Origin of the sequence: Actinomadura violacea (assembly GCF_017573465.1) — a bacterium.
Classification (GTDB): domain Bacteria; phylum Actinomycetota; class Actinomycetes; order Streptosporangiales; family Streptosporangiaceae; genus Spirillospora; species Spirillospora violacea.
This window is the reverse complement of sequence record NZ_JAGEPF010000005.1, coordinates 381910-407214: the sequence shown is the minus strand read 5'-3', so window position 1 is coordinate 407214 and position 25305 is coordinate 381910. Positions and strand designations below refer to the sequence as shown.

The 25305-nt window shown below is 74.7% G+C and carries 21 protein-coding genes; 15 read left to right on the top strand and 6 right to left on the bottom strand.

Features of this window, described 5'->3' with window-relative positions:
• A partial coding sequence (locus J4709_RS09725) for a PucR-like N-terminal domain-containing protein (protein ID WP_504740134.1) occupies positions 1-976 on the bottom strand: 976 nt, incomplete at its 3' end.
• Positions 977-1228: 252 nt separating this feature from the next.
• Between J4709_RS09725 and J4709_RS09720 the strand changes: the two genes are divergently transcribed.
• The 8 genes from J4709_RS09720 to J4709_RS54605 all read left to right on the top strand — a co-directional run bounded on the left by J4709_RS09720 (position 1229) and on the right by J4709_RS54605 (position 11000).
• A complete protein-coding gene (locus J4709_RS09720) occupies positions 1229-3328 on the top strand; it encodes a catalase (RefSeq protein WP_208239252.1) in 2100 nt (699 codons plus the stop codon).
• Between the two features lie 517 nt (positions 3329-3845).
• Entirely contained in the window at positions 3846-4676 is an 831-nt protein-coding gene (locus tag J4709_RS09715; protein WP_208239250.1) for an AfsA-related hotdog domain-containing protein, read from the top strand.
• Positions 4673-5101 carry a methyltransferase family protein gene (locus tag J4709_RS09710; protein WP_208239248.1) on the top strand — a complete coding sequence of 143 codons (429 nt, stop codon included), beginning with the start codon at positions 4673-4675 and terminating at the stop codon, positions 5099-5101. The genes J4709_RS09715 and J4709_RS09710 overlap by 4 nt, the downstream gene beginning before the upstream one ends.
• Positions 5098-7230, top strand: coding sequence for a PEP/pyruvate-binding domain-containing protein (locus J4709_RS09705; RefSeq protein WP_208239246.1), 2133 nt, complete (start codon positions 5098-5100; stop codon positions 7228-7230). Before J4709_RS09710 ends, J4709_RS09705 begins: the two co-directional genes overlap by 4 nt.
• Positions 7231-7275: 45 nt before the next feature.
• Entirely contained in the window at positions 7276-8322 is a 1047-nt protein-coding gene (locus tag J4709_RS09700; RefSeq protein ID WP_208239237.1) for an isoprenoid biosynthesis enzyme family protein, read from the top strand.
• A gap of 14 nt (positions 8323-8336) precedes the next feature.
• Positions 8337-9551 (top strand): PucR family transcriptional regulator, encoded by a 1215-nt coding sequence (locus J4709_RS09695; protein ID WP_208239235.1) that lies wholly within the window; start codon positions 8337-8339, stop codon positions 9549-9551.
• 426 nt (positions 9552-9977) lie between these two features.
• Positions 9978-10571, top strand: coding sequence for a cytochrome P450 (locus J4709_RS09690; protein WP_208239338.1), 594 nt, complete (start codon positions 9978-9980; stop codon positions 10569-10571).
• A 297-nt stretch (positions 10572-10868) separates the two neighbouring features.
• Positions 10869-11000, top strand: a complete 132-nt coding sequence (locus J4709_RS54605; RefSeq protein ID WP_269757120.1) for a hypothetical protein — start codon at positions 10869-10871, stop codon at positions 10998-11000.
• Between the two features lie 6 nt (positions 11001-11006).
• On the opposite strand, the gene J4709_RS09685 is transcribed toward J4709_RS54605, so the two are convergent.
• A complete protein-coding gene (locus tag J4709_RS09685; protein ID WP_208239233.1) occupies positions 11007-11393 on the bottom strand; it encodes a nuclear transport factor 2 family protein in 387 nt (128 codons plus the stop codon).
• Positions 11394-11732: 339 nt separating this feature from the next.
• On the opposite strand from J4709_RS09685, the gene J4709_RS09680 reads away from it, so the two are divergent.
• Positions 11733-14078, top strand: a complete 2346-nt coding sequence (locus tag J4709_RS09680) for an MFS transporter (protein ID WP_208239231.1) — start codon at positions 11733-11735, stop codon at positions 14076-14078.
• Positions 14079-14108: 30 nt separating this feature from the next.
• Here J4709_RS09680 and J4709_RS09675 read toward each other — a convergent pair whose 3' ends face one another.
• Positions 14109-15296 (bottom strand): zinc-dependent alcohol dehydrogenase, encoded by a 1188-nt coding sequence (locus J4709_RS09675; protein WP_208239229.1) that lies wholly within the window; start codon positions 15294-15296, stop codon positions 14109-14111.
• Positions 15297-15405: 109 nt separating this feature from the next.
• On the opposite strand from J4709_RS09675, the gene J4709_RS09670 reads away from it, so the two are divergent.
• The 3 genes from J4709_RS09670 (at position 15406) to J4709_RS09660 (ending at position 18774) form a co-directional block, all read left to right on the top strand.
• The gene (locus tag J4709_RS09670; RefSeq protein ID WP_232383195.1) at positions 15406-16533 is read left to right on the top strand and encodes a Ppx/GppA phosphatase family protein; all 1128 of its coding nucleotides are present in this window, start codon (positions 15406-15408) and stop codon (positions 16531-16533) included.
• Between the two features lie 323 nt (positions 16534-16856).
• Positions 16857-18182, top strand: a complete 1326-nt coding sequence (locus J4709_RS09665) for a PucR-like N-terminal domain-containing protein (protein WP_208239227.1) — start codon at positions 16857-16859, stop codon at positions 18180-18182.
• A gap of 118 nt (positions 18183-18300) precedes the next feature.
• Positions 18301-18774 (top strand): SCP2 sterol-binding domain-containing protein, encoded by a 474-nt coding sequence (locus tag J4709_RS09660; protein WP_208239225.1) that lies wholly within the window; start codon positions 18301-18303, stop codon positions 18772-18774.
• A 70-nt stretch (positions 18775-18844) separates the two neighbouring features.
• On the opposite strand, the gene J4709_RS09655 is transcribed toward J4709_RS09660, so the two are convergent.
• The 3 genes from J4709_RS09655 to J4709_RS09645 all read right to left on the bottom strand — a co-directional run bounded on the left by J4709_RS09655 (position 18845) and on the right by J4709_RS09645 (position 21632).
• Complete coding sequence (locus J4709_RS09655; protein WP_208239223.1) at positions 18845-19663, bottom strand: MerR family transcriptional regulator; 819 nt, start codon at positions 19661-19663, stop codon at positions 18845-18847.
• 185 nt (positions 19664-19848) lie between these two features.
• Entirely contained in the window at positions 19849-20643 is a 795-nt protein-coding gene (locus tag J4709_RS09650; protein WP_208239221.1) for a family 1 encapsulin nanocompartment shell protein, read from the bottom strand.
• A complete protein-coding gene (locus tag J4709_RS09645; RefSeq protein WP_307801110.1) occupies positions 20640-21632 on the bottom strand; it encodes a Dyp-type peroxidase in 993 nt (330 codons plus the stop codon). The genes J4709_RS09650 and J4709_RS09645 overlap by 4 nt, the downstream gene beginning before the upstream one ends.
• Before the next feature lie 187 nt (positions 21633-21819).
• On the opposite strand from J4709_RS09645, the gene J4709_RS09640 reads away from it, so the two are divergent.
• The 3 genes from J4709_RS09640 to ctaD all read left to right on the top strand — a co-directional run bounded on the left by J4709_RS09640 (position 21820) and on the right by ctaD (position 25235).
• Complete coding sequence (locus J4709_RS09640; protein ID WP_208239217.1) at positions 21820-23037, top strand: zinc-dependent alcohol dehydrogenase; 1218 nt, start codon at positions 21820-21822, stop codon at positions 23035-23037.
• Between the two features lie 29 nt (positions 23038-23066).
• Positions 23067-23402 (top strand): DUF2795 domain-containing protein, encoded by a 336-nt coding sequence (locus J4709_RS09635; RefSeq protein WP_208239215.1) that lies wholly within the window; start codon positions 23067-23069, stop codon positions 23400-23402.
• Between the two features lie 150 nt (positions 23403-23552).
• Positions 23553-25235: an aa3-type cytochrome oxidase subunit I gene (gene ctaD / locus J4709_RS09630; protein ID WP_208239213.1), complete on the top strand. Its 1683-nt coding sequence runs from the start codon at positions 23553-23555 to the stop codon at positions 25233-25235.
• Positions 25236-25305: the final 70 nt, after the last annotated feature.

The following is a 25305-nucleotide window of genomic DNA, read 5'->3' as shown; positions in this document are numbered from 1 at the left end:
CCCCCACCCCGCCGCCCCCCGCACCCCGCGGGCCCGCGCCGGCCGCCTGCCCCGCGGCGCCGCCGCCCCCGCGGCGCCGGGCCGGCTCGGGCGCGAGGCCGAGGGCGCGCCGCGCCCACTGCAGCGACGTCCGCGCCTGGTCGGCGGGGACGGACGGGCCGACCGCGCCCGTCCAGCCGGCCAGCGTCGCGGTCAGCTCGTCCATCCGGCCGGGGCCGTCCGGGTCCGGCATCACCAGGCAGGGGCGGCCGTGGTCCAGCCCGGTCAGCAGCGACGGCGGCAGCCCGGCGGGGCCCTCGCCGCCGCTGCCCGGGCGCGGCCGCAGCACGATCACCGCGAGCCGGCGCGGCAGCGGCCAGCCCGCCCGCGCGGACTGCTCGCCGACGACCTCGGGCGGCGCGGCCGGGTCCGACAGCAGCAGCGACAGCAGCCGGCCGCGGCGCTGCTCGCGCTCCCCGGCGGCCTTCTCCCGGGCCCGCGCGTAGCCGTGCGCCGCCGCGGACGCGAGCGCGTCCAGGTAGGCGAAGTTCGCCTCGGCGAGCAGGCTGACCAGGGCGCGGGGGCGGCCGAGCCGGTCCGCCTCGACCGCCAGGTGCCGCCAGGCCAGCCGGGAGGCGACCCGCATCGCGTTCTGCAGGTGCTCCAGGCTGCGCCCCTCGACCGCCTCGCCGTACCCGACGTCGAAGAAGACCTGGTACACCTCCTTCCAGGAGGCGTCCGGGTCGGCGATCATCTGGACGAAGTGCTCCATCGCGTGCGCGACCGCGGCCTCCGTCACGCGGACGTAGGCGGTGTCGCCGGGACGGTCGTACTCCGGGACGTGCCGCAGCACGCCCTGCACCATCGGGCCGAGCAGGGCGGGGAGCCGCGGGCGCATCCAGCGCGCCTCCTCGGCGGGGACGTCCCGCCACGGCTCCTCCGTCAGCCCGTCCAGCACCGGGGACCCGATGCGCGCGTCCTCGTAAGCCGTCGTCATGGCGACACCTCCTCGACCGAACGCCCGGTCGTCTCAACCTAGGCATGCGGGCCGGGCCGCGACACTCATCCGTCCGCACCGCCGGGAGCCGGTGATTGTCAGCGGTTTGACAAGCCCCCGCGCGCGGCGGCGGCCGTGCGGGGGCGGCGCGGCGGCCGCGCTCAAGTTCCGGTCAAAGCGCGCATGGCGGAGGGTTCGCCGGGTAGCGGCCCCACGGAGTGCGATCACCGAGCAGCCACGAGGAGCCGAATCATGGCCAACCCGGCCGGCCACGAGGACCGGAAGCAGGAGCAGCTGGAGCGGCGGCGGGTGGGCCCGGAGGGGTCGGCCGGGCTGACCACCGACCAGGGCGTCCGGGTCGACGACACCGACAACTCGCTGTCGGCGGGCGAGCGGGGCCCGTCGCTGCTGGAGGACTTCCACCTCCGCGAGAAGATCACCCACTTCGACCACGAGCGGATCCCCGAGCGGGTCGTGCACGCGCGCGGTTCCGGCGCGTACGGGCAGTTCACGCTGACCGACTCGCTGGCCGAGTACACCACCGCCGAGTTCCTGTGCGACACCTCGCTGACGACGCCGGTGTTCGTGCGGTTCTCGACCGTCGCGGGGTCGCGCGGGTCGGCCGACACCGTCCGCGACGTCCGCGGGTTCGCCACGAAGTTCTACACCGGGCAGGGCAACTTCGACCTGGTCGGCAACAACATGCCGGTCTTCTTCATCCAGGACGGCATCAAGTTCCCCGACTTCGTGCACGCGGTGAAGCCCGAGCCGATGAACGAGATCCCGCAGGCGCAGTCGGCGCACGACACGCTGTGGGACTTCGTGCAGCTCCAGCCCGAGACGATGCACATGATGATGTGGCTGATGTCGGACCGGGCGATCCCGCGCAGCTACGCGATGATGCAGGGCTTCGGCGTGCACACGTTCCGGCTGGTCAACGCCGAGGGCCGTGCCACGTTCGTGAAGTTCCACTGGCGGCCGAAGCTCGGCACCCACTCGCTCGCCTGGGACGAGACGCAGAAGATCGCCGGCAAGGACCCCGACTTCAACCGGCGCGACCTGTGGGACCGCATCGAGGACGGCGACTTCCCCGAGTACGAGCTGAGCGTGCAGCTGGTGGCCGAGGAGGACGAGCACCGGTTCGGGTTCGACCTGCTCGACCCCACCAAGATCATTCCGGAGGAGGAGGTGCCGCTGCGGCCGGTCGGCCGGATGGTGCTGAACCGCAACCCCGACAACTTCTTCGCCGAGACCGAGCAGGTCGCCTTCCACATCGGCAACGTCGTGCCGGGCATCGACTTCACCAACGACCCGCTGCTGCAGGCCCGGCTGTTCTCCTACCTGGACACCCAGCTGATCCGGCTCGGCGGGCCGAACTTCCCGCAGATCCCGGTGAACCAGCCCGTCGCCGACGTCCGCAACCACCAGCGCGACGGCTACCACCAGATGAAGGTGCACCAGGGGCAGGTCAGCTACCACAAGAACTCGCTGGCGGGCGGCTGCCCGGCCGTCGGCGGCCCCGGCTCCTACACCCACTACCAGGAGCGCGTGGACGGCGACAAGATCCGCAAGCGCAGCGAGAGCTTCAAGGACCACTACTCGCAGGCGACGCTGTTCTGGAACAGCATGGCCGACTGGGAGAAGGAGCACATCGTCGGCGCGTTCCGGTTCGAGCTCGGCAAGTGCGACCACAAGCACGTCCGCGAGGGCGTCGTCGCGCAGCTCAACCACGTCGACCACGACCTCGCCGTGCGGGTCGCCGAGGGCATCGGCGTGGAGCCGCCCGCGGACGCCCCGACCGCCAACCACGGGCGCACCTCGCCCGCGCTGAGCCAGCACGACCAGCCCACTGACACGATCAAGGGCCGCAAGGTCGCGATCCTGGTCGCCGACGGGGTCGACTCGGCGGCCGTCGGCGCGGTCGGCGACGCGCTGGGCGAGGCGGGCGCGGTGTGCGACGTGCTCGCCGCCGCGGACGGGCACGTCCAGGCCGCCAACGGCGCGCAGGTCACGGTGACCCGCGCGATGCCGACCGTCGCGTCCGTGCTGTACGACGCGGTGCTGGTGCCCGGGGGAGAGGCGAGCGTGCGGACGCTGGCGCAGGACGGCGACGCGGTGCACTTCGTCGCGGAGGCGTTCGTGCACTGCAAGGCGATCGGCGCCCTCGACGAGGGCGTCGCGCTGCTGGAGCGGGCCGGGATCACCGGGGTGAAGACCTCCGGGAACGGCACCGTCGAGGACGCCGGCGTCGTCACGGGGCGCGGTCCCGGCGGCGACTTCAGCGCCGAGCTGATCAAGGCGATCGCCGAGCACCGGCACTGGCGCCGGCAGAAGGACCACGTCCCGGCGTAACGGGACCGGCGCCGCGGCAGGGGCCCGGCGCGGTGGCACGCTTCGAGCGGGCGCCGCGCCGGGCTCCGCCGCGTGTGGCCGCATTCCGCCAATCAATTGTGGGCCACGTCACAAAGCGGGCGGGTGGCGGAATGCGGGAAGCGTGATCTGAAAATATATCTTGTGCGACTCGCGGCGAAAACGCGCGGGCCCGAATCGCGGGAATCGCGCGCATTCCGCCCGCATTCCGGCTGGACGCGGCCGGGCCGACGTCGCGACCGTCCCTGCAAGTGGGTCCTGACATGCGGATTCCGGGCGGAGTGCGGCCGTCCCGCCGCGCGCCCGGCGGGCCGCGCCTTGCCGGTCTGGGAAGACCCGCACGGCCCGGACTGCCCACGGGTGCAGTTCATCCGGGCGCAATTCTGTAGCAAGATGACGGCCGTCCCGCTGAAATTCCTGTGCTTCCGGTAAGGGCGCCGGGCGGCTTTTTCGCCGGCCGCCGGGCAAGGGCATGGGGCCGATTATGGAGGGAGGGCGCATGGCCGCGTCCGTCATTGAACGATTCCGCGAGCCGGTCGTCGACGAGTCCGATCCCTTCCACGTCGACCACCCCCTCGACCACGTGCCGGGAATGCTGCTGTTCAGCGGCGTGCTGGACCTCGCCGTCCGCGCGGACTCGGCGCGGTCGCGCGGACGGCGGGCCGGCCGGGTCGCGGCCGGGCTGGACTTCACCCGGTTCTGCGAACTCGACCGCGGCACCACGCTGGCCTGCCGTCCCATCCCCGGCCGCAACCGCGCCTGGACGGTCGCCGCCCGGCAGGGCGGCCGCGAGGTGTGCGCCGGCTCCATCGCGTTCACCGACGACGCCCCATGCGTCGAACCCGCAGGCGTGGCCGCGCCGCCGGGCCGGGCCCGGCCGCCCGCCGCGATCCCGCCGTCCCGGCACGCCTCCGCGGACCTCGTGCACCGGCACCGCCAGGAGAACATCCTGGTGGGCGAGCCCGTGCGGCGCGGGCGCGGCGCGGTGGAGGCGGCGGTGCTCCGGCCGCCGGGCCGGGACCGGGACGCCTGGACCCCCGTGGAGATCGTCGAGGCGGGCCGCCAGTTCGCGACGCTGCTGGAGCACAGCGAGCACGGCAGGCCGCTGGACGCGCGCCTGCTGTGGGTGTCGCTGCGGATGGACGTCCCGTTCCGGCTGGACGGGTCCGTCCCGCTGCTGCTGCGCTGGCCGGTCGCGCGGGTGCCCGGGCCGCGGTCGCGGTGCGCGGCCGTCCTCGCGGACGCCTCGACGGGCGCGGGCCTCGGGTCGCTGGCCTACGAGGCGTACGCCGTCGACCAGGAGCGCTACGAGCGGACCCGGTCCTCATGAACACTCCCCTTCGCGAAAGAGCCCTGCTGGTCGCGTCCGCCGCGCTCGGGCCGTCCCCGTGGCCGGCGTCGTCGCCGTGGCCCGCGATCCCCGCTCTGGTCTTCGTCGCCGGGGCCGCGCTGCGGCGGTCCGCGATCCGCACGCTCGGCCGGTTCTACTCGCATCACGTGATGAGGCAGTACGGCCATCGCGTCGTGACCGGCGGTGTCTACCGGGCCGTCCGGCACCCGGCGTACGCGGGCATGCTGCTGGCCAACCTCGCCTTCACCTGCTTCTTCCTCACCCCGCTCGGCGCGGCCGCGTTCGCGCTGCTCGTGGCGGCGGTCGCGTGGCGGATCCGCGTGGAGGAACGGGCACTGTGGGACGTTCCCGGCTACCCGCCGTACGCCGCCGGACGGGCGCGCGTGCTGCCGAAGGCGTGGTGAGCGGCGTGCCCGCCGGATCGATGAGCACGGGCGAGGTCGGGCACCAGTTCGCCCGGCTGGACACGCTGCGCGACGCGGGCTTCCCCGTTCCGGAGTTCTTCTGCGTGCCCGCGTCGGAGTTCGACCGGGCGCTGGACGGCCTGAGCGGCGCCCTGCCGCCGCGCTCGGCGGTCCCGGGCGCGCAGTGGTGCGGGTTCGCGGCGTCGGCGCTCGCCGGTGCCGTCCCGGACGGCGCCCTCGCCGCCCGGCTGCTCGCCGGCTTCGACGAGCTGACGCGCGGCGGCGCCGGCTCAGGCGGCGGGACGGTCGCCGTGCGCGCGTTCGCCGTCCCCGGCCCGGACGGTGCGGCCGAGGATTCGGCCGGCGACCCGTTCGCCGGGCTGAGCGACAGCTTCCTGTACGTCCGCCGCGACGGGCTGCTGGAGGCGGTGGCGCGCTGCTGGGCGTCGGCGTTCAAGGCCGAGGCGGTCCGCTACCGGGAGTTCCGGGGCCTCGACCCGGCGGCGGCGCGGGTCGCGGTCGGCGTCCAGCGGATGGTGCCGGGGGGCCGCTCGTTCGTCGCCTTCACCCGCGACCCCCGGGACGGGGCGCGGCGGCACGTCATCGCCGCCGCGCACGGCATCGGGGAGGGCGTCGTCCAGGAGAAGGCCGACGTCGACCACTTCTTCGTCGATCCCGGCACCGGGCGGGTGGAGGCCGAGGTCGTGACCAAGGACCGCATGGTCGGCCCGCCGGCGGACGGCGGCGAAGGCCCGCGGACCGTCCGCGTCCCGGACGAACTGCGCGTCCCGCCCGTCCTCACCGGCGAGCAGGCCGGGGAGGTCGCCGACCTCGTCGCCCGCGTCGAGGTGCTGTTCGGGTGCCCGCAGGACATCGAGGGGACGATCACGCCGGACGGCGCCGTCCATCTCGTCCAGGCGCGCCCGCTGGCCGCCCCGCCGGAGCGCGCGCGGGAGGCGCGCGCGGAGCATCGGTGGCCGCGCGCCCGCGTCGCCGCCGCGCTGCCCGCGCTCGCCTGGCGCGCCGCCGGGCACCGCCGCGCCACCGTCCGGTTCCTGCGCTGGTGGGACGCGCTGATGGCGGACGTCCGCGGCCCCGCGGCCCGGCCGCTCGCCGAGTACACCCCGGACGAGCTGATCACCCTGTACCGGTGGGTGTGGGCCGAGGCGTCCGTGCGCTGGGGCGTCACCCTCGCCAACGGCGTCTACGGCCTGCTGCTCATGCGGGCGGCGACCGCGCTGCCGCGCCGCTGGGCGGGCGCCGGGCCGGAGGTGCTGCCCGGGCTGCTGTGCGGCGGGCCGGAGAACCGGTCGCTCGCCGCCGCCCGCGCCGCCCTCGTGCTGGCCGAGCGCGCCGCCGGGGCGCCCGCGCTGAAGGCGGCGCTGCTGGCCGATGACCTCGGCGGACGCACCGACGAGGAGCACCTGCGGGCCGTCTGGGACGACGTCGCCGCGGGCCGGCACGGCGCGTTCCTCGCCGCGTCCGCGCGCGCCTACCTGCGCCGCTGCGGCGACCGGGCGGTGCACGACCTCAAGCTCGACGAGCCCACGCCGCGGCAGCGGCCCTGGATGACCGCCGCGGTCCTGCGGCCGCTCGTCCGGCAGGGCGCCACGGCCGCCGCGAGCCGGGCCGCCGAGGCGCGGGAGGCGGCGGGCGCGCGGCGCCGGCTGCGCGAATCCTGCCCCGGCCCGGCCAAACGCGCCGTCCTGCGCGTACTGCTCGGCATGATGCGCTGGTCAGTGCCCGCCGCGTGCCCGCCCGGCGAGCAGGACGCCGCCGCCGCGGACGGCACGCTGCGCGGGCTCGGGTCCTGCGGCGGGACGGTCCGCGGCCGCGCCAAGGTCGTGCTGGACCCGCGCGTCCCGCCCGGCGACTGCGCGGGCCGCATCCTCGTCGCCCGCGAGACCGACCCGGGCTGGCTCGCCCTGATGATCGCCGCGTCCGGGCCGGTCGTCGAGCGCGGCACCCTGCTCTCGCACACCGCCGTCACGGGACGGCTGCTCGGCGTGCCGACCGCGGTCGCGGTCGGCGGCGCCGTCGCCCGCATCCCCGACGGCGCCTGGATCGAGCTGGACGGGCGGTCCGGCACGGTCCGGATCCTCGGCGCCCCGGCGGGCGCCGCCGGCTGACCCCGGCACCGCCCGAGAACCCCGCGAACAAGGAGGAGTCGGCACGTGGAAGAAGGAGCGTTCGGCCAGGCCGCGCAGGAGCGGGCGGCCGCCGAGGTCGAGGCGGAGATCGGCCGGCTGTGCGAGCGGCTCGCCGAGGGCCTGGCGATGGGCCTGGACGAGGGCCGCGAGATGGTCGGCGGAGCGATGGCGGAGTTCCTGGTGGACTTCTTCGAGACCGTCCGGGCCAAGGGCTCGCGGCCCGGCATGCGCGGGATGGTCGCGCTGCCGATGCTGGTGCACGGCGCGGAGACCGGCGACCCGGCCCCCGCCCGGCCGCTCGCCGTCGTCCACCTGCTGTGGTGGGCGGCGGCCCGCTACCTGGACGACCTCACCGACGTGCCCGGCGCCCCGCCCGCCGGCGACACCGCGGTCGCCAAGCGGGTGCTGACCGCGCTGGCGGTCGGCGGGCAGCTGCCCGCCCGGCTCGTCGCGGACCTGCCGGTGCCCGACGCCGTCCGCTGCGGCCTCGCCGGCGAGGTGTCGCGGGCCTGGCTGGACGCGGTGGACGGCCGGCTGCGCGACCTCACCGACCGCCCGTCCGCCGCGACGCCCGCGTCGGTGCTGCGCGGCTATGCGGGCAAGACGGGCGCGCCGTACGCGATGGCGGCGGCGTCCGCGGCGCGCCTCGCCGACGCCGGCGACGACCGGGCCGGCGGCTGGCGCGCGTTCGGCCGGCGCCTCGGCGTGCTCCGCCAGCTCGTCAACGACCAGCGCGACCTCGCGTCGGGACGGCACGAGGACCTCGCCAACGGCACCGCCACGTACCTGCTGGCGCACCTGCTGTCCGCGCTGCCCGCCGGGCGGCGCCGCGAGGCGCTCGCGCTGCACGCCGGCGCCCGCCACTCGGCCTGCGCGCGCGCCGAACTGACCGCCTGGATGCTCGACGACGACGTCCTGGACGGCTACGCCGCGTCCGTCGCGCCGCTCATCGGGCACGCCCACGACCTGCTCGGCCTGCTCGGCGGCGACCCCGCGTTCGTCCGGGAGCTGCACGACCTCGTCGACGAGACCGCCGGGCGGCTGCCCGGGCTCCGGCTGGCCGTGGCCTGAGAGGAGGACCCCGCATGACTTCGGCCGGCGGACTGCCGGACTTCCTCGCCGCGCAGGCGCCGCGGGTCGCCGCGGCGGTCGGCGACGCGCTCGCCGGGCACCCGGCGCACCAGCCGATCCGGCGCACCGCCGGGCCGCTGTTCGGCGGCCGGGAGGAGGCCGCCGCGCGGCTGCTCGCCCTCGCCGCGGCGGGCTCGCCGCTGCCCGCGGGCGACCTCGCCCGGTTCCGCGACCTCGGCGTGATGGCGGCCCGGCAGGGCATCCCGCTGCCGGTGCTGTCGGAGGTGTGGGACGTCGCGCTCGCCGCGGCCGCCCGGACCTGCTGGGCGGCGGTGCCCGCCGGGTGCTTCACCGAGCTGGCCGAGGCGACGGGCCGGGCCGCGCGGCTCGCGGGACGGGCCCGGGAGGCGTGCATCCAGGGGTACGCGGACGCGCCGCGCGAGGGCGCCCGGTCCCGGCCGCTGCGCCGGCTGCTCGCCGAGACGCTGATCGACGGCGCGCCCGCCGAGGTCATCGCGGAGGCCGCCGGGGTCGCGCTCGCCCCCTGCTACCTGGTGCTGCTGTGCGAGGTGCCCGGCCTCGGCGCGTCCGCCGCCGCGCACTGGTCGCGGGCCCGCGAGCACCTGGAGGCGGTCGACGGGGTCCTGCACTCCGGCGACCTCGCCGAACTCGTCGCGCTGTTCCCGGCCGCGGACCCGGTGCGCGCCGAGGTGCTGGCCGCCGAGTTCGTCGCCGTCCTCGCCACCTGGACCCGCAAGCGGGTGCACGCCGCCGCGTCCTGCCGCGGCGCCCCCGGCGGCATCCCCGAGGCGCTGGAGGAGGCGTCCCGGGTGCTGACGGTCGTCAAGGCGATCCCGGACGCCGAGGACCGCCCCTACCGCGCCGACGAACTGCTCGTCGAGCTGGCGATCCTCGGCCAGCCCGGCATCCGGGGGCGGCTCACCGCGGTGCTGTCCCCGCTGGACGCCGGCACCGACCTGCGCCGGACCCTGGAGGTGCTGCTCGCGTGCAACCTCGACCGCGAGCGCGCCGCCCGCGAGCTGTGGATCCACCGCCGCACGCTGCACTACCGGCTCGACCGCATCCGCGACCTGTCCGGCATCGACCCGAGCTCCGCGCGCGGCATCCAGCTGTTCCGCGCCGCCCTCACCTCGGCGCGGCTCGCCGGCCTCGAACGCGACGGACGCCGCGCCGAGGAGGCGTCGCTGCCGCCGCCGCTGAGCGCCTGACCTTCCCCTCTTGGAGACCGGCCTCGGACTTCCCCCTGCCGCACCGCCCCGGCGTCCCGCTGGACGGCGGCCACCTGCGGCGGCTGCGCGAGCGGCTGCCGACGCCCGTCCGGCTGCCCGGCGGCCACGACGCGCTGCTCGTCACCCGGCACGCCGACGTCCGCGCCGTCCTGGCCGGCGACCGGTTCGGCCGCGAGGCGTGGACCGGCGGCACGCTGTTCGCCCGCGACGCCCGTCCCTGGCCCTGGCCGCCTCCGATCCGCCGACCCCCACGCGCAGGCGCCGGGCGGTCCAGGCGCGGTTCGCCGCCCGCCGCGCCGAAGCGGACCGTCCGCGCGCCGAGGCCCTCGCCGAACGGCTGCTGGACGACTTGGTGGCCGCGGGCCCGCCCGCCGACCTCCTCGCCCGCTTCGCGACGCCGCTCCCCTGCACGCTGATCGGCGACATGCTCGGCGTGCCCGCAGGCGGCCTCCCCAGGCTGCTGCCCTGGGTCGGCGCGATGATGTCGGCCGGGCACGTCGCGGCGGCGGAGGTCGAGGCGGCCCGCGCCGGCATGTCCGGCTACTTCTCCGCCCTGCTCAACGCGCGCCGCGCCGCGGCCGCCGCCGGAGAACCCGGCTCCGACCTGCTCACCGCGCTCCTCGCGGACCCCGGCGGGCGGCTGACCGCCGAGGAGATCACCGTCTTCGGGCTCCTCGGCGGGACGGTGCTGCGGCGCGGCGACGTCGTCGTCCCGCTGACCGACGCCGCGAACCGCGACCCGACGCGTTCCCGGACCCCGACGGGTTCCGGCCGGACCGCGCACCCAACCCGCACCTCGGCTTCGGCCATGGCCGACACATGTGCCTCGGCGCCCCGCGCGCCCGGATGTCGCTGCAGGTCGCGGTCGCGGCGCTGCTCCGCCGCCTCGACGGTCTCGACCTCGCCGTCGACCCGGCGCGGCTGCGCCGGCGCGAGCGGATGTTCGTGCGCGGCGTCTGGGAGCTTCCCGTCACCTGGCGGTGCGGGCCGCGGCGGTGACCGGCTGGTTCCGGCGCGTCGGACGGTTCGTCTCGGGGAGCTGCCCGCCCGTCCCGTCGCTGCTTCTCGCGGGCGCGTGGGCGTACGGCGTCACGGGGCTGTTCGCCGCGCTCGACCCGCACGTCACGCGGTGGCGGCCCGGGACGGGGACGGCCGTCGCGGCCGTCACGGTGTTCGCCGACCTGCTGCTGATGCGGGCGCTGGACGACGTCCGCGACGTCGGATACGACCGGCGGTTCCACCCGGAGCGTCCGCTGGCGTCCGGGGCCGTCCGGGCCCGTGACCTCGGTGTTCTCTATGCGGCCGGGGGAGCGGACCTACACCGCCTCGCTCGGGCTCACCGGCGCGGTGCCACTGGCGTTCGCCGCGCCCGCGCTGCACCTGCTGCTCACGTTCACCGGGTACGCCGCACTGGGCCTCGCCGGATGACGCGCGTCAGGCGAGCCCCATCTCGCGCTTGACGGTCTCGAACTCCACCGCCATCGCCTCCGACAGCGCCTTCGCGCCCGACAGCGGACGCACCATGACGCAGAACTCGTCGATCAGCCCGTCGTCGTCGTGGTGGAGGAAGTCGCAGCCGTGCACCTCGCGGTCGCCGACGCGCGCCTTGAACACCAGCGCGTGGTCCCGCCCGCCGCCGATCTCCCGGACGTAGCGGAAGTCGGCGAAGACGCGCGTGACGGCGCGCAGGATCGCCGACACCACCGGCCGGCCCTCGTACGGCGCGTACGCCACCGGGCTGAGGAACCGCACGTCCTCGGCCAGCAGGCCGGTGACCGCGTCGAGGTCGCCCTTCTCGACGGCCGCGCGGAAGGGGTGCATCGGGCCTGCCTCCATGTGTGTCGTCCCTGGTCGTGTCGTGCGTGCTCGGGCCGCCGGCGCTCCGGGCGGCATCCCGCCGAGCCTATTGCGATCACCCTCCGGCGGACGTGCCGGGGGCACGCCGACCTGACCGGCGTGACTCCTTTTTCTCATCCCTTCGCCTCTATCGGTAAATTTCGGTCTTCGCGGAGAGTGATGCTGGTCTCATTCTCCGTCGCGGAACCCCGCCCGGGAATGAAACCGCCCCCTCAACGTCTTGATCACGGGGTGCGCCGCCGCCCGGAGCGCGGTGCCCACCCCGCCGCACGGACCGATCCATCCTCCCGGAGGCGTACCAGCGTGACCCAGCCCGCCACCGCCCAGCATCCGCGCACGGCCGCCCCCGCCGGCGCCGCGACCGCCGGCCGCGAACCCGGTCTCGGCATGCCCGCCGAGCGCGGCTCGGGCCTGCTGATCGCCGTCCTGGCGTTCGCCGGCATCGTCGTCGCGGTCATGCAGACCCTGCTGATCCCGGTCATCGGGCAGCTCCCGCAGCTGCTGCACACCTCGCTGTCCAACGCGACGTGGGCGATGACCGCCACGCTGCTGTCCGGCGCCGTCGCCACCCCGATCATGGGGCGGCTCGGCGACCTGTACGGCAAGAAGCGGATGACGCTCGTCAGCATCAGCACCGTCGTCATCGGCTCGCTGGTCGCCGCCGTCAGCTCCGAGCTGCTGCTCGTGGTGGCCGGACGCGCGATCCAGGGCTTCGCGATGGGCGCGATCCCGCTCGGCATCGGCCTGATGCGCGACTCGCTGCCCCGCGAGCGGCTCGGCTCGGCGCTCGCGCTCATGAGCTCGTCCATCGGCGTCGGCGGCGCGCTCGGCCTTCCCGTGGCGGCCTACATCGCCCAGCACTTCAGCTGGCACATGCTCTTCTACGGCGCCGCCGCGCTCGGCGCGGTGTCGTTCGTGCTCGTGCTGTTCGCCGTCCCCGAGTCCAAGGTGCGGGCGCAGGGCCGCTTCGACATCATCGGGACGGTCGGGCTGACGGTCGGGCTGCTCGCCGTGCTGCTGCCGATCACCAAGGGCGGCGACTGGGGCTGGACGAGCCCGCGCACGCTCGGCCTCGGCGCCGCCGGCGTCGCGGTCCTCGTGCTGTGGGGCGTGGTGGAGCTGCGGCTGCGCGACCCGCTGATCGACCTGCGCACCACCGCGCGCCGCCAGGTACTGCTCACCAACCTCGCCGCGATCACCGTCGGCGTCTCGTTCTACGCCATGTCGCTGGTGTTCCCGCAGCTGCTGGAGCTGCCGAAGGCGACCGGGTACGGCCTCGGGCAGTCGCTGCTGGTCGCCGGGCTCACGGTGGCGCCGATGGGCATCGCGATGATGCTGGTCTCGCCGCTGTCGGCGCGCGTCTCCGCCGCGTTCGGCGCCAAGACCTCGCTGATCCTCGGCATGATCGTGATCGGCGGCGGCTACGGCGCGGCGCAGGGCCTGATGAACGCGGTCTGGCAGGTGGGGCTGGTCTCGGCGATCGTCGGCGCCGGCATCGGGCTGGCCTACTCGGCGCTGCCCACGCTCATCCTCGGCGCCGTCGACCCGTCGGAGAGCGGGGCCGCCAACGGCGTCAACACGCTGATGCGCTCCATCGGCACCTCGGTGTCCAGCGCGCTGCTCGGCACCGTCCTCGCCCGCAACACCGTCCACTTCGGCGGGGCGGAGGTGCCGGACATGACCGGCTTCCGGATCTCGTTCGTCATCGCGACCGGCGCCATCGCGATCGGCGTGCTGCTCGCGGCGTTCCTGCCGTCCGGCCGCCGCGCGGTGCGGCACGCCGGGCGCCCGGCGCAGCCCACCGCCCCCGCCGATGTCGCGGCCGACGTTCTGGACCCTGCTCCGGTGGAGGCCGCGGCTCCCGCCGTGCCGTCCGGCGTGGTCGGCGGTCCGGCGGTGCGCGGCCGGGTGCTGCGCCCCGACGGTACGCCGCTCCCCGGCGCCACCGTCACGCTGATCGACGCGACCGGCCGCCAGCTCGGCGTGGTCGCCAGCGAGGACGACGGCGGCTACGCGATCGCCGTGCCCGAGCCCGGCGGCTACGTCCTCGTCGGGTCGGCGCAGGGCCACCAGCCCGAGGCCGCGACCGTCACCGTGCTCGACGCCCCCGCGGACGCCGACCTGGTGCTCGGCGGCATCGGCGGCCTGTCCGGCACGGTCGTCGACGAGGCGGACCGTCCCGTCGCCGGCGCCGTCGCGGTCGCCACCGACCAGCGCGGCGAGGTCGTCGCCTCCGGGGCCACCGGCGCCGACGGCGCGTTCGCGCTGGCCGACCTCGCGCCCGGCGGCTACACGCTGACGGTGAGCGCGCCCGGGCACCGCCCCGCCGCCCGCCCCGTGCGGGTCGACGGCGGCGAGCCCACCCCCGTCGAGATCGGGCTGCCCGCCGCGCCCGCGCTGCGCGGCACCGTCCGCGGCCGCGGCGGCGAGGCGCTCGGCGACGCGCACGTGTCGCTGGTCGACCAGGCCGGCAACGTCGTCGCCACCGCGCGCACCGGCCCGGACGGCGGCTACGCGTTCGACGGCCTCGCCCCCGAGGACTACACCGTCATCGCGTCCGGGTACCCGCCCGTGGCGGTGCCGCTCGACCTGTCCGGCGCCGGCCGCGACGACTTCGACATCGCACTGACCCACCGCGCGGGCGAGTAGCCGGCCAGGGTCCTGCCGCGGCCCGGCGCGTCACGTGCCGGGCTGCAGCAGGACCTTGATGGCGCCGTCCTGCTTCTTCTGGAACATCTCGTACGCCTGCGGCGCCTTCTCCAGCGGCACGCGGTGCGTGGTCAGGTCCATGACGCCGAGCGGGTCGCCGTCGCCCGCCACCAGCGGCATGATGTCGTCGATCCAGCGCTTGACGTGCGCCTGGCCCATCCGCAGCGTGATCCCCTTGTCGAACATCTGCAGCATCGGCAGCGGGTCGGTCATCCCGCCGTACACGCCGCTCAGCGAGATCGTCCCGCCCCGGCGGACCACCTCGATCGCCGTCAGGAACGCCGCGAGCCGGTCCACGCCCATCCGCTGCATCAGCGGCGCGGCGCTGTTGCCGGGCAGCAGCCCGGTCAGCGTCTGCGCGAGCTTCGCGCCCGGCGAGCCGTGCGCCTCCATCCCGACCGCGTCGATCACCGAGTCGGTGCCGCGCCCGCCGGTGATCTGCCGGACCGCGTCCGGCACGTCGTCGGCGGCGTCCGCGTCGATCACCTCGATCCCGTGCCGGCGCGCCATCTCCAGCCGCTCCGGGACGAGGTCGACGCCGATGACCCGGTGCCCGAGATGGCGCGCGATCCGCGCCGCCATCTGGCCGATCGGGCCGAGGCCGAGCACCGTCACCGAGCCGCCCTCGGGGACCTCCGCCCACTGCACCGCCTGCCACGCCGTCGGCAGCACGTCCGACAGGAAGACGAACCGCTCGTCCGGCGGCCCCTCCGGCACCTTGATCGGGCCGAAGTGCGCCTGCGGCACCCGCAGGTACTCCGCCTGCCCGCCCGGCACCTGCCCGTACAGCCGGGTGTAGCCGAACAGCGCCGCACCCATGTTGCTCTCGCGGACCTGCGTCGTCTCGCACTGCGCGTACAGCTGCTTCTCGCACATGTGGCAGCGTCCGCAGGAGATGTTGAACGGGATCACCACCCGGTCGCCCGGCTTCACGTGCTTCACGTCCGGGCCGGTCTCCTCGACGATCCCGATCGGCTCGTGGCCCAGCACGTCGCCCTCGCTCATGAACGGCCCGAGCACCTCGTACAGGTGCAGGTCGGAGCCGCAGATCCCGGACGAGGTCACCCGGATGACCGCGTCGTCCGGTTCCTTGATCGTCGGGTCGGGCACGTCCTCGACGCGGACGTCGCGCTTGCCGTGCCAGGTGAGCGCTTTCATCGTGTTCCTCCTAGAGCGGGTCTAGGGCGGCACTACCCGGCGCCCCGGCGCGAAACGTCGGCGCCGCGCGCCTCCGACTGGACGGGTAAATTCCGGGTAATCCACGGCCATGGCCCACCTCTCTGAGAGCCGCGCGCTTCCGGACACCCCGGCCGATGCGGCGCGCCTGCGCCTGGGCGTCCTCGACATCGGCTCCAACTCGGCCCACCTGCGGATCGCTGACCTCGCCCCCGGGGAGCCGCCCCTGCCGGTGCGGTCGGTGAAGAGCGCCGTGCGGCTGGCCGAGTCGACCGACCGGCACGGCGTGATCGGCCGTCCCGCCGTCGGCCGGCTCATCGGCGCGGTCCGGGAGGCGTCCGCCGCCGCGTCCGCCGCCGGGGTGGGCGAGCTGCTGCCGCTCGCCACGTCCGCGCTGCGCGACGCCGCCAACCGCGACGACGTCGCCGCCGAGGTGCGCGCCGCCACCGGCGTCGAGCTGGGGTTCCTGTCCGGCGAGCAGGAGGCGCGGCTGACGTTCCTCGCCGTGCGGCGCTGGTACGGCTGGTCGGCGGGGCCGCTGCTGCTCGCCGACATCGGCGGCGGGTCCATGGAGCTGGCCTACGGCGCCGGGGACGAACCGGAGATCGCGCTGTCGCTCCCGCTCGGCGCGGGCCGGCTCACCCGGCATCACCTGCCCAGCCGCCCGCCCGTCCGCAAGCGCACCCGCAAGGCGCTGCGCGCGCACGTCCGGTCCGTGCTGGACGAGGCGACCACGGGGCTCGCCGAGCGGCCCGCGCCGGTCCGGGCGGTCGCGACGTCCAAGACGTTCACGCAGCTCGCCCGGCTGTGCGGCGCGCCGAAGGCGAAGGCCGGGCCGTACGCACCGCGCACCCTCGCCCGCGCGGACCTGCACGGCCGGATCCCGGAGCTGGCGAAGCTGCCGGACGAGGAGCGCGCGAAGCTGCGCGGGGTGAAGCGGTCGCGGGCGCACCAGATCCTCGCCGGGGCCATCGTCGCCGAGGCGGTCATGGACGTCCTCTCGCTCGACCGGCTCGACGTGTGCCCGTGGGCGCTGCGCGAGGGGATCTTCCTGCACCGGCTGGAAGCGCTGGCCGCCGGGCGCCCGGCGGGGCCGCCGTTCGGGACCGCCGCCGACCGGGCGGGCGCGCCGTACCCGTGCCCCGTCCCGGTCCGGCCGTCCCGGCCTGACGCGGAGCGGAAGGCGGTGGCGCGGCTGCACGCGGTCGGCACCGGCTGATCGTCCGGACCCGGGGGACGGGATCACCCGCGAAGATACGGGCTCGCCTATCAGACGCTCATCCAGACTGGACTTGGACATCGCCGGGGCGCCGTACTGTCATGGCGGCCGCCCGGGCGGTGGCCCGTGTCGTCGCCGAACTCGCGGTGTGACGCGGGATCGCCGGGACGACCATCCCGTAAACTTGCGGGACATACTTCTGTGGTCCGTGTGTCTTGACATTCCTTCCATGAGCCGTACACGCTTGTTCCGTTAATTTGCGGTACATAGATCGACGATACGGTGCCTCGCGGGGCGATGGCCGTCGGGAGGGGACGCGCGCGATGAGGGCTCCCGGCCACGCCACCGAACCGGACTGCGGCCCCGAAACCGGACGGCCCGGCCCCGATGCGCCCGACGTGCCTGACGACGAGGTGCGTGCCGCCCTCGCGGCCGCGCTGCGCGCAGCCGTCCCCGCGATCGTGGCGGAGACGGTCGAGGAGGTGCGGCGCGACGTCGTCGAGTACGCCGCCCCGGCCTGCCGGGACGCGCTGGAGCTCGCCGCCGGATGCACGCTCGGCGCGTTCGCCGACCTCGTCGCCCGGCCAGGCCCGCCGCCGGACGACCTCCTCGCCCTCTTCCGCCGCATCGGCGCCGCCGAGGTGCAGGAGGGCCGCGCCGCGAGCGCCCTGCAGAACGCCGCGAACGTCGCGACCCGCGTCGTCGTCCGGCACCTGTCCCGGGTCGCCGACGCGCTGGACGCCGAGGTGCCGTCCGGCCTGTACGGGCAGGTCGTCTCCGCGCTCTTCCCGCTGCTGAACGCGCTGACGGTGGCGGTCGCGCAGGGCCGCGCCGAGGCCGCCCGCGACCCCGCCGTGCTGCTGCTGCGCCGCCGCCGCGCGCTGCTGGACGCGCTGCTCGCCCGCCCCGCGACCGAGCCCCGGCGGATCGCCGGCCTGGCGCGGGAGGCGGGCTGGCCGCTGCCGCGCCGCGCCGCCGCCGTCGCGCTGGCCCCCGGCGCCGAGCCGCCCCGCCCGCGCGCGCTCCCGCCGCAGGTGCTCGACGGCCGGCACCTCGCCGAGCCGTGCCTGATCGTCCCCGACCCGCGCGACCCGGCGCACCGCCTGACCCTGGAACCGCTCCTCGGCGGCCTGGCGGCGGCCGTCGGCCCCGCCGTCGAACCGGCCGCGCTCGCCCGCTCGCTGGCGTGGGCGCGGCAGGCGCTCGCGCTGGCCCTGGACGGCACGCTCGGCGCCGCCCTCGACGGTGAGCCGCCCGGGGACCCGCCCGGCCGGGGCCCGGTCATCGCCGCCGACCACGCGCCGACCCTCGTGGTGCTGCGCCACCGCGACCTCGTCGAGCATTCCGCGCGGCGCCGGCTGAACCCGCTGCTGAATATCCGGCAGAATCGCCGCACGCAGTATGCGCGGACGCTCCAGGCGGTACTGGAATGCGGATTCAACGCCTCCGCGGCGGCGGTCCGGCTGCGCGTCCATCCGCAGACCGTCCGGCTCCGGATGCGCAAACTCGACGAATTGTTCGGCGCCGAGATCCACGACCCGTCCCTGCACGTCGAACTGCTGATGGCGCTGCGTCTCTGGCTCGCGACGACCCGTCCCGACGGGCAGCCCGACTGGTTTCTGAACGGCCTCGCGAGCGCCCCCGCATAAACCTTTGAATAGGTGAGTGCCGCCCATCGCGATTTCGTCACCGGTGCAGTTATCCGGCCGCCGCGATCCTGGAATCCTCGGACCGGAGAACGCGCCGCACCGACCGGAGGGAAATCCGATGAGCAGCACCGTGCCCGACCTCGGGGACACCGAACAGCTGAAGGCGTTGCTGGAGGACGTCGCCTCGCCCGACCAGCTCCGCGAACTGCTGGACACGCCCGGCGTGGACGACGCGATGATCGACGGATTCGTCGACGCCGTCGGCGCGGAGGGCGTCCTGGACAAGGTGTTCGGCCTGATGGGCGAGCACTTCGTCGCCGAGCGCGCCGGGAACGACGCCGGCGTGATCCGCTGGGACGTCACCGCGCCCGGCGGCACGCTGTCCTACGGCCTGTCGATCCGCGACGGCGCCGCCATCGGCGAGCGCGGCGCGCCGGCCGGCCCGAAGGTGACGCTCACGCTGTCGGTGCCGACGCTGCTGCGGCTGTGCGCGGGCCGGCTGAACGGCGTGCAGGGCTTCATGACCGGCCAGATCAAGCTGGCCGGCGACATGATGTTCGGCGCCAAGCTGCCGGGCTGGTTCGACTACTGACCGGTCCCCGCCGCCGATCCGGCCCCGTCCCGGTCTCCGGGTGCGGGGCCGCACGCGCGGGAGGGCCGGGTCAGACGGGCAGGTCGGGCGCGGCCTTCCCGTTCGCACCGGCGGCCGCGGCGGCGTCCGGGGCCGGGGGAGTGGGGCCGATGGTCTCGATCTGCCGGATGAACTCGGCCTGGATCTCGGCGTGCAGCGCACGGGCCAGCAGCCCCTGCACCGCCTGCATGCCGATCGGCCGCAGCCGCTGGATCACCTCGCCGACCTCGCGGATGTCCCGGTCGGCGAGGCGGGCGTCCAGCCCGGCGTGCTCGACCGTCAGCCGGACGAACTGGCGGGCGATGGCGTCCACGTCGCCGCGCAGCCGGCCGGCGATCTCGAGGACCGCGTCCAGCTCGATGCCGGCCTCGACGAGCCCCGCGCCGACCTCGAGCAGCCGCGGGCTCGGCACCTCGTAGCCCTCGCCCGTCCAGCGGATGAACTCCAGCTGCTCGGCGCGGCGGAGCCGGGGGAAGTCGGCGGGCGTGCGGCCCTCGAGCGCCTCTTCCGGGACCTGCGGGTAGAACCGCCGCACGACCTGCGCGAGCGTCATCCGGGCGGGCTCCTCGTCCGACCACGGGTCGTGGATGACCCGCTCCAGGCCGAGCAGGTCGGCCAGGTTGTGGCCGCGCTCCCACGCCGACAGCATCTCGCCGATGCTGGCCAGCGTGTAGCCGCGGTCCTTGAGCCGGGTGATGAGGTGGATGCGCGCGAGATGGGTGTCGTCGTAGAAGCCGACCCGGCCCTTCATCCGGGGCGGCGGGAGCAGGCCGCGCTCCTGGAAGCCGCGCACGTGCCGGACGGTGGTGCCGGCCGCGCGCGCCAGGTCGTCGATTCGGAAGTCAGCCATGCCCGTCTCTTCGAGTCGGCGGTCGATCTCCTCATCGTACTCACAAGCGCTGGCGCGGTTATTCGTGGTCCATTGAGTCATGGGCCGCGAATCCATGGCACATTGTGCGGCGGCGCGCGGGCGCGGGATGGTGGGTGCGCGCGGGGCGCGCGCGTGCGATCGTGCGGCCCCGCGCCCGCCGGCCGTCAGCCCAGCGCGACCACGGCCTCCGAGGTGTAGGTCAGGAACGTGAACGTCTCCTGCAGGTACAGCCGGACGCTCGTCGCGTCGTGCGACTCGTAGCCGACCGACAGGTCCTGGCCGACGCGCAACTCGAAGTCGCCGCCCCGCGTGGACAGCAGGAACGCGCCGGAGATCGCGGGCGCCCAGACGATGTCGCCGCTGACCAGCCGGGCGAGGTGCTCGTGGATCGGGTAGCCGTGGTCGGACGTCTCGTTCACCGCCGTGTAGGCGTCCGCGCTGAGCGCCAGCGAGTACGGGCCGTCCACCCCGGCCAGCCGCAGCGCCGTGACGGCCTGCGCGACGGCGTTCGGGTACTCGCGCGGCTCCTCCGGCAGCGCGATCGCCGGGTTGGCGGACGCGGCGCGCAGCCCCTCGATGCCCGCCGCGGCGTACCCCTCGAAGATCGCGCGGTCCTCGGCGCGGGCGATCAGCCGGGCGGCGTCCTTGGCGGGCTGCCAGTCCGGGTCCTTCGCGCCGCGCTCCACGTCGTCGACGTCCCGCCGGTCCACGGTGAACGGCACCCGCAGCTCCACCAGCGGGCGGGCGCGCCGCACGTGCGCCTGCACGCCGTCGGCGGGCGCGTCGACCGGGTCGAGGTGCCCGGTGGTGACGGCCGCGAGCGCCACGCCGCCGGGCTCCGGCACGTCCACCAGCCGCCGCCCGGCGAGGTTGCGGGTGACGGTGCGGCGGATCTCCGCCTCCAGGTCGTCCCACGCGGCGGCGGAGATCGGTGCCAGTTCGCGGTGCAGGTTGTTCAAGGTGCGCTCCTCTTCAGGTCGCCGATGCCCAGGGATCCGTCGTCGCTGGGAAGCGGGGGCGGGTCGTCGAGAAAGTCGGCCGCGGGGACGTGGAACAGGGTCCCGGTGACGGCGGTCGAGACGTCGAGCAGCCGGTCGTGCACGCCGGGCGGGTCGCCGAGGAACATGTTCCGCAGCATCTCCTCGGTGACGTCCGGGGTGGCGGAGTAGCCGATGAAGTAGGTGCCGAACTCGCCGTCCCGCAGGTTCCCGAACGGCATGTTGTCGCGCAGGATCTCGCGCTCCTCGCCGTTCGGACCGGTGATCGAGGTGAGCGCGACGTGCGCGCCGGGCGCCTTCATCCCGTCCGGGATCTCGATGTCGGACAGCTTGCGGCGGCCGACCGCGTCCTCCTGCTGCTCGACGGTGAGCGCGTTCCACGCCCGCATGTCGTGCAGGTACTTCTGGACGATCACGTAGCTGCCGCCGGCGAACGCCGGGTCCTCGGCGCCGATGACGACGGCGGCGCGGGCGCCCTCGCCGGTCGGGTTCTCGGTGCCGTCGACGAAGCCGAGCAGGTCGCGCTGCTCGAAGTAGCGGAAGCCGTGCACCTCGTCCTGCACGGTGACGGCGCCCGCGAGCCGCTCCATGATCTGGGCGGCCAGCTCGAAGCAGAGGTCCATCTGGTGCGCGCGGATGTGGAACAGCAGGTCGCCGGGGGTCGCGGGCGCGGTGTGCACGTCGCCGTTCAGCTCGGTGAACGGGTGCAGCTCTGCGGGGCGCGGGCCGGAGAACAGCCGGTCCCAGGCGTCCGAGCCGATGCCGGTGACGCAGGTCAGCCCGCCGCCCGGCACCCGGAAGCCGACCGCGCGGACGAGGCCGGCGAGGTCGGGCAGCAGCTCGGCGACCACCGGCTCGCCGCCGGGGTCGACGGTCACCACCAGGAAGATCGCCGAGCCGGTCAGCGGCCCGAGCACCTCCTGGGACGCGCCGGCGCGCGGGGCGCTCACCGGCGGGCCCGCGCGGGCCGGGATGGGCGTGTCATGGCCGTCTCCTGAACTGATCGCGGTGTGCGGCACACCATTATCCGGTGCGCCCCGGGCACGAGGTACGCCAGGTGTCTGCAATGTCCATGTTTGTCCGGTGACCTGCGGGAAGGGCGGGAAGGACGGGTCCCGCGAGGGGAGGAGCAGAGCCATGAGGGCAGTGGTCTGGCACGACGTCGGCGAGATCAGCCTGGACGAGGTGCCCGACCCGGCCGTCCGCGACCCCGAGGACGCGGTCGTCCGGATCACCGCCAGCGCGATCTGCGGGACGGACCTGCACTTCGTCCGGGGCACGATGCCCGGCATGGAACCGGGCACGGTCCTCGGCCACGAGGCCGTCGGCGTCGTCGAGGAGGTCGGCCGGGACGTCCGCAACTTCGTGCCCGGCGACCGCGTCGTCATCCCGTCCACGATCGGCTGCGGCCGGTGCTCGTACTGCCGCGCCGGCTACTACGCCCAGTGCGACGTCGCCAACCCGAACGGCCCGTCCGCCGGGTCGTCGTTCTACGGCGGCCCGCGCTCGACCGGCCCGTTCGACGGCCTGCAGGCCGAGTACGCGCGCGTCCCGTACGCGCACACCAACCTCGTCGCGATCCCGCCCGGCGTCACCGACGAGCAGGCGCTGATGGTCAGCGACATCCTGCCGACCGGCTGGTTCGGCGCGCGGCTCGCCGAGGTCGGCCCCGGTGACACCGTCGCGGTGCTCGGCGCCGGGCCGGTCGGGCAGCTCGCCGTGCTGTCGGCGCGGATCCAGGGCGCCGGCCGGGTGTTCGTCGTGGACGGGCACGCCGACCGGCTGGAGACGGCCCGGCTGCAGAACGCCGAGACCGTCGACTTCAACACCGAGGACCCGGTCGCGGTCGTGCGGGAGATGACCGGCGGCATCGGTGCGGACCGGGTGATCGACGCGGTCGGCGTGGACGCCGAGAGCCCGGCGAGCGGCCCCGCCGCCGAGGCGATCACCAAGGAGGACCGGCGCGAGTTCGAGCGCGAGCAGGCGCAGGCCGCGCCGCGCACCGGCCAGGACGGCGTCCGGTGGCGCCCCGGCGACGCGCCCGGCGAGGCGCTGCGCTGGGCGGTGGACATGGTCGCCAAGGCCGGCACCATCGGGATCGTCGGGGTGTACCCGCCGCACTTCACCAGCTTCCCGCTGGGCCTCGCGATGAACCGGAACCTGACCGTCAAGGCGGGCAACTGCAACCACCGCCGGTACGTGCCGGGGCTGCTCAGCCGCATCGCCAAGGGCGGCGCCGACCCGACCACCATCCTCACCCAGCAGGCGCGCCTGCCCGGGGTCATCGACGCCTACGAGGCGTTCGACCGGCGCGAGCCCGGCTGGACGAAGGTGGCGCTGGAGGTCGCCGGATGACGGCCGGCCGCGACAGGGGGGAGCACACCATGAAGATCGCCGACACGAGGCGGGTCGAGGAGCTGCTGGGCGACCTGGCGTTCCCGGCCAGCAAGGAGCGGATCGTCGAGCACGCGCACGCCGAGCGCCCGCTGAGCGAGGAGGAGCGGGCGCTGTCGTCGCTGCCGCTCGGCACCTACGGCAGCGCGGCGGAGGTGCTGCGGTCGCTGCCCGTCGACCCCGACCCGGGCCGCACCGCGGCCGAGCAGGCCTACCAGCGGCGCCACCACAACAAGCAGGGCCTCGCCGAGCACATGCGCGACACCGAGCGCCCGCCCGTCCAGGACGAGCTCCGCGGCGACGACACCCCCCACTGGCACCCCTGACGAACCACCCGCGCGCGTTCACCCGCCACCGCGTGCCCGCGCTCACCACCCGCGCGGGCGCGCCCGCCCGCACGTGGCGCGGGCGCGCGTTTGAGGGGTTTTTCCTCGGTCATTACCAAGCGTTGGTAGTGGACGAGGAGGGGAGCCCGGATGACGGCTGTGCAGGGCACGCCGGACACCAGTACGGCGGACGCACTGGCGCGCCACCGCAAGGGGACCAGGGTCGGCGACATTCTCGCGACGACCGACCACAAGATGGTCGGCTACCTGTATCTCGGGACCTCGTTCGCGATGTTCCTGATCGCCGGCCTGATGGCGATGCTCATGCGGGCCGAGCTCATGCAGCCCGGCATGCAGGTGATGGACCACCTGCAGTACAACCAGCTGTTCACCATTCACGGCACGATCATGCTGCTGCTGTTCGCGACGCCGCTGTTCGCGGGGTTCGCCAACGTGATCGTGCCGCTGCAGATCGGCGCTCCGGACGTGGCGTTCCCGCGGCTGAACACGCTCAGTTACTACCTGTTCCTGTTCGGCGCCATCATGGTGCTGGCGGGATTCCTGATGCCGGGCGGCGCGGCGGCGTTCGGCTGGTTCTCCTATTCGCCGCTGTCCTCGTCGACGTATTCGCCGGGACTCGGCGCCGACATGTGGGTGATGGGCCTGATCGTCTCCGGATTCGGGACGATCTTCACGTCGGTGAACCTGATGACGACGATCATCGCGATGCGGGCGCCCGGCATGGTGATGTTCCGGCTGCCGATCTTCACCTGGAACGCGCTGCTGACCAGCGTGATGGTGCTGATCGCGTTCCCGGTGCTGACCGCGGCACTGTTCGCGCTGGAGGCCGATCGCAAGTTCGGCGCGCACATCTTCGACGGCGCGACGGGCGGTGCGCTGCTGTGGCAGCACCTCTTCTGGTTCTTCGGCCATCCGGAGGTCTACATCGTGGCGCTGCCGTTCTTCGGCATCGTCACCGAGATCATCCCGGTGTTCGCGCGCAAACCCGTCTTCGGCTACCTCGGCATGGTGTGCGCGACGATCGCGATCACCGGGTTGTCGATGACCGTCTGGGCGCACCACATGTTCGCCACGGGCCAGGTCCTGCTGCCGTTCTTCTCCATGACCTCCTTCATGATCGCGGTGCCGACCGGTATCAAGTTCTTCAACTGGATCGGCACCCTGTGGAAGGGACAGCTCACCTTCGAGACGCCGATGCTGTGGGCGATCGGGTTTCTGGTGACGTTCCTGTTCGGCGGGCTCACCGGCGTGATCCTCGCTTCCCCGCCGATGGACTTCCACCTCACCGACTCCTATTTCGTCGTCGCCCATTTCCATTACGTGCTGTTCGGCACGGTCGTGTTCGCGATGTTCGGCGGCTTCTACTTCTGGTGGCCGAAGATGACCGGGAAGAAGCTTAACGAGACCTGGGGAAAGATCCATTTCTGGTCGCTGTTCGTCGGGTTCCACACGACGTTCCTCGTCCAGCACTGGCTCGGCGCCGAAGGCATGCCGCGCCGCATCGCCGATTACCCGAAGCAGTTCGCGACGCTGAACCTCGTGTCGTCGATCGGCGCTTTCATCTTGGGGGCGTCCACTTTCGCGTTCCTGTGGAACATCTACCGGACGCACAAGCGCGGCGTGCCCGTCGGCGTGGACGACCCGTGGGGCTACGGCGGCTCGCTGGAGTGGGCGACCTCCTGCCCGCCGCCCCGCCACAACTTCGAGACGATGCCGCGGATCCGTTCCTTCCGTCCGGCGTTCGACCTGCGCTACCCGCCGAAGGAGCCCCCGCAGGAGTCCGAGCCGGCCCTCCCGCAGCCCCCCGCCTGAGAGCCCCGGAACCGACGACGGAGCCCGGCGCACCGCAAGGTGCGCCGGGCTCCGGCTTGAGGTTCTCGGG

Bases quoted from the DNA above. Each gene is read 5' to 3' on its own strand.
- J4709_RS54605 (WP_269757120.1), top strand. From the start codon at position 10,869: ATGCGGCCGGGGGAGCGGACCTACACCGCCTCGCTCGGGCTCACCGGC.
- J4709_RS09665 (WP_208239227.1), top strand. From the start codon at position 16,857: ATGAGGGCTCCCGGCCACGCCACCGAACCGGACTGCGGCCCCGAAACC.
- J4709_RS09720 (WP_208239252.1), top strand. From the start codon at position 1,229: ATGGCCAACCCGGCCGGCCACGAGGACCGGAAGCAGGAGCAGCTGGAG.
- J4709_RS09710 (WP_208239248.1), top strand. From the start codon at position 4,673: ATGAACACTCCCCTTCGCGAAAGAGCCCTGCTGGTCGCGTCCGCCGCG.
- J4709_RS09695 (WP_208239235.1), top strand. From the start codon at position 8,337: ATGACTTCGGCCGGCGGACTGCCGGACTTCCTCGCCGCGCAGGCGCCG.
- J4709_RS09640 (WP_208239217.1), top strand. From the start codon at position 21,820: ATGAGGGCAGTGGTCTGGCACGACGTCGGCGAGATCAGCCTGGACGAG.
- J4709_RS09660 (WP_208239225.1), top strand. From the start codon at position 18,301: ATGAGCAGCACCGTGCCCGACCTCGGGGACACCGAACAGCTGAAGGCG.
- J4709_RS09685 (WP_208239233.1), bottom strand. From the start codon at position 11,393: ATGCACCCCTTCCGCGCGGCCGTCGAGAAGGGCGACCTCGACGCGGTC.
- J4709_RS09635 (WP_208239215.1), top strand. From the start codon at position 23,067: ATGAAGATCGCCGACACGAGGCGGGTCGAGGAGCTGCTGGGCGACCTG.
- J4709_RS09675 (WP_208239229.1), bottom strand. From the start codon at position 15,296: ATGAAAGCGCTCACCTGGCACGGCAAGCGCGACGTCCGCGTCGAGGAC.
- J4709_RS09670 (WP_232383195.1), top strand. From the start codon at position 15,406: ATGGCCCACCTCTCTGAGAGCCGCGCGCTTCCGGACACCCCGGCCGAT.
- J4709_RS09715 (WP_208239250.1), top strand. From the start codon at position 3,846: ATGGCCGCGTCCGTCATTGAACGATTCCGCGAGCCGGTCGTCGACGAG.
- J4709_RS09655 (WP_208239223.1), bottom strand. From the start codon at position 19,663: ATGGCTGACTTCCGAATCGACGACCTGGCGCGCGCGGCCGGCACCACC.
- ctaD (WP_208239213.1), top strand. From the start codon at position 23,553: ATGACGGCTGTGCAGGGCACGCCGGACACCAGTACGGCGGACGCACTG.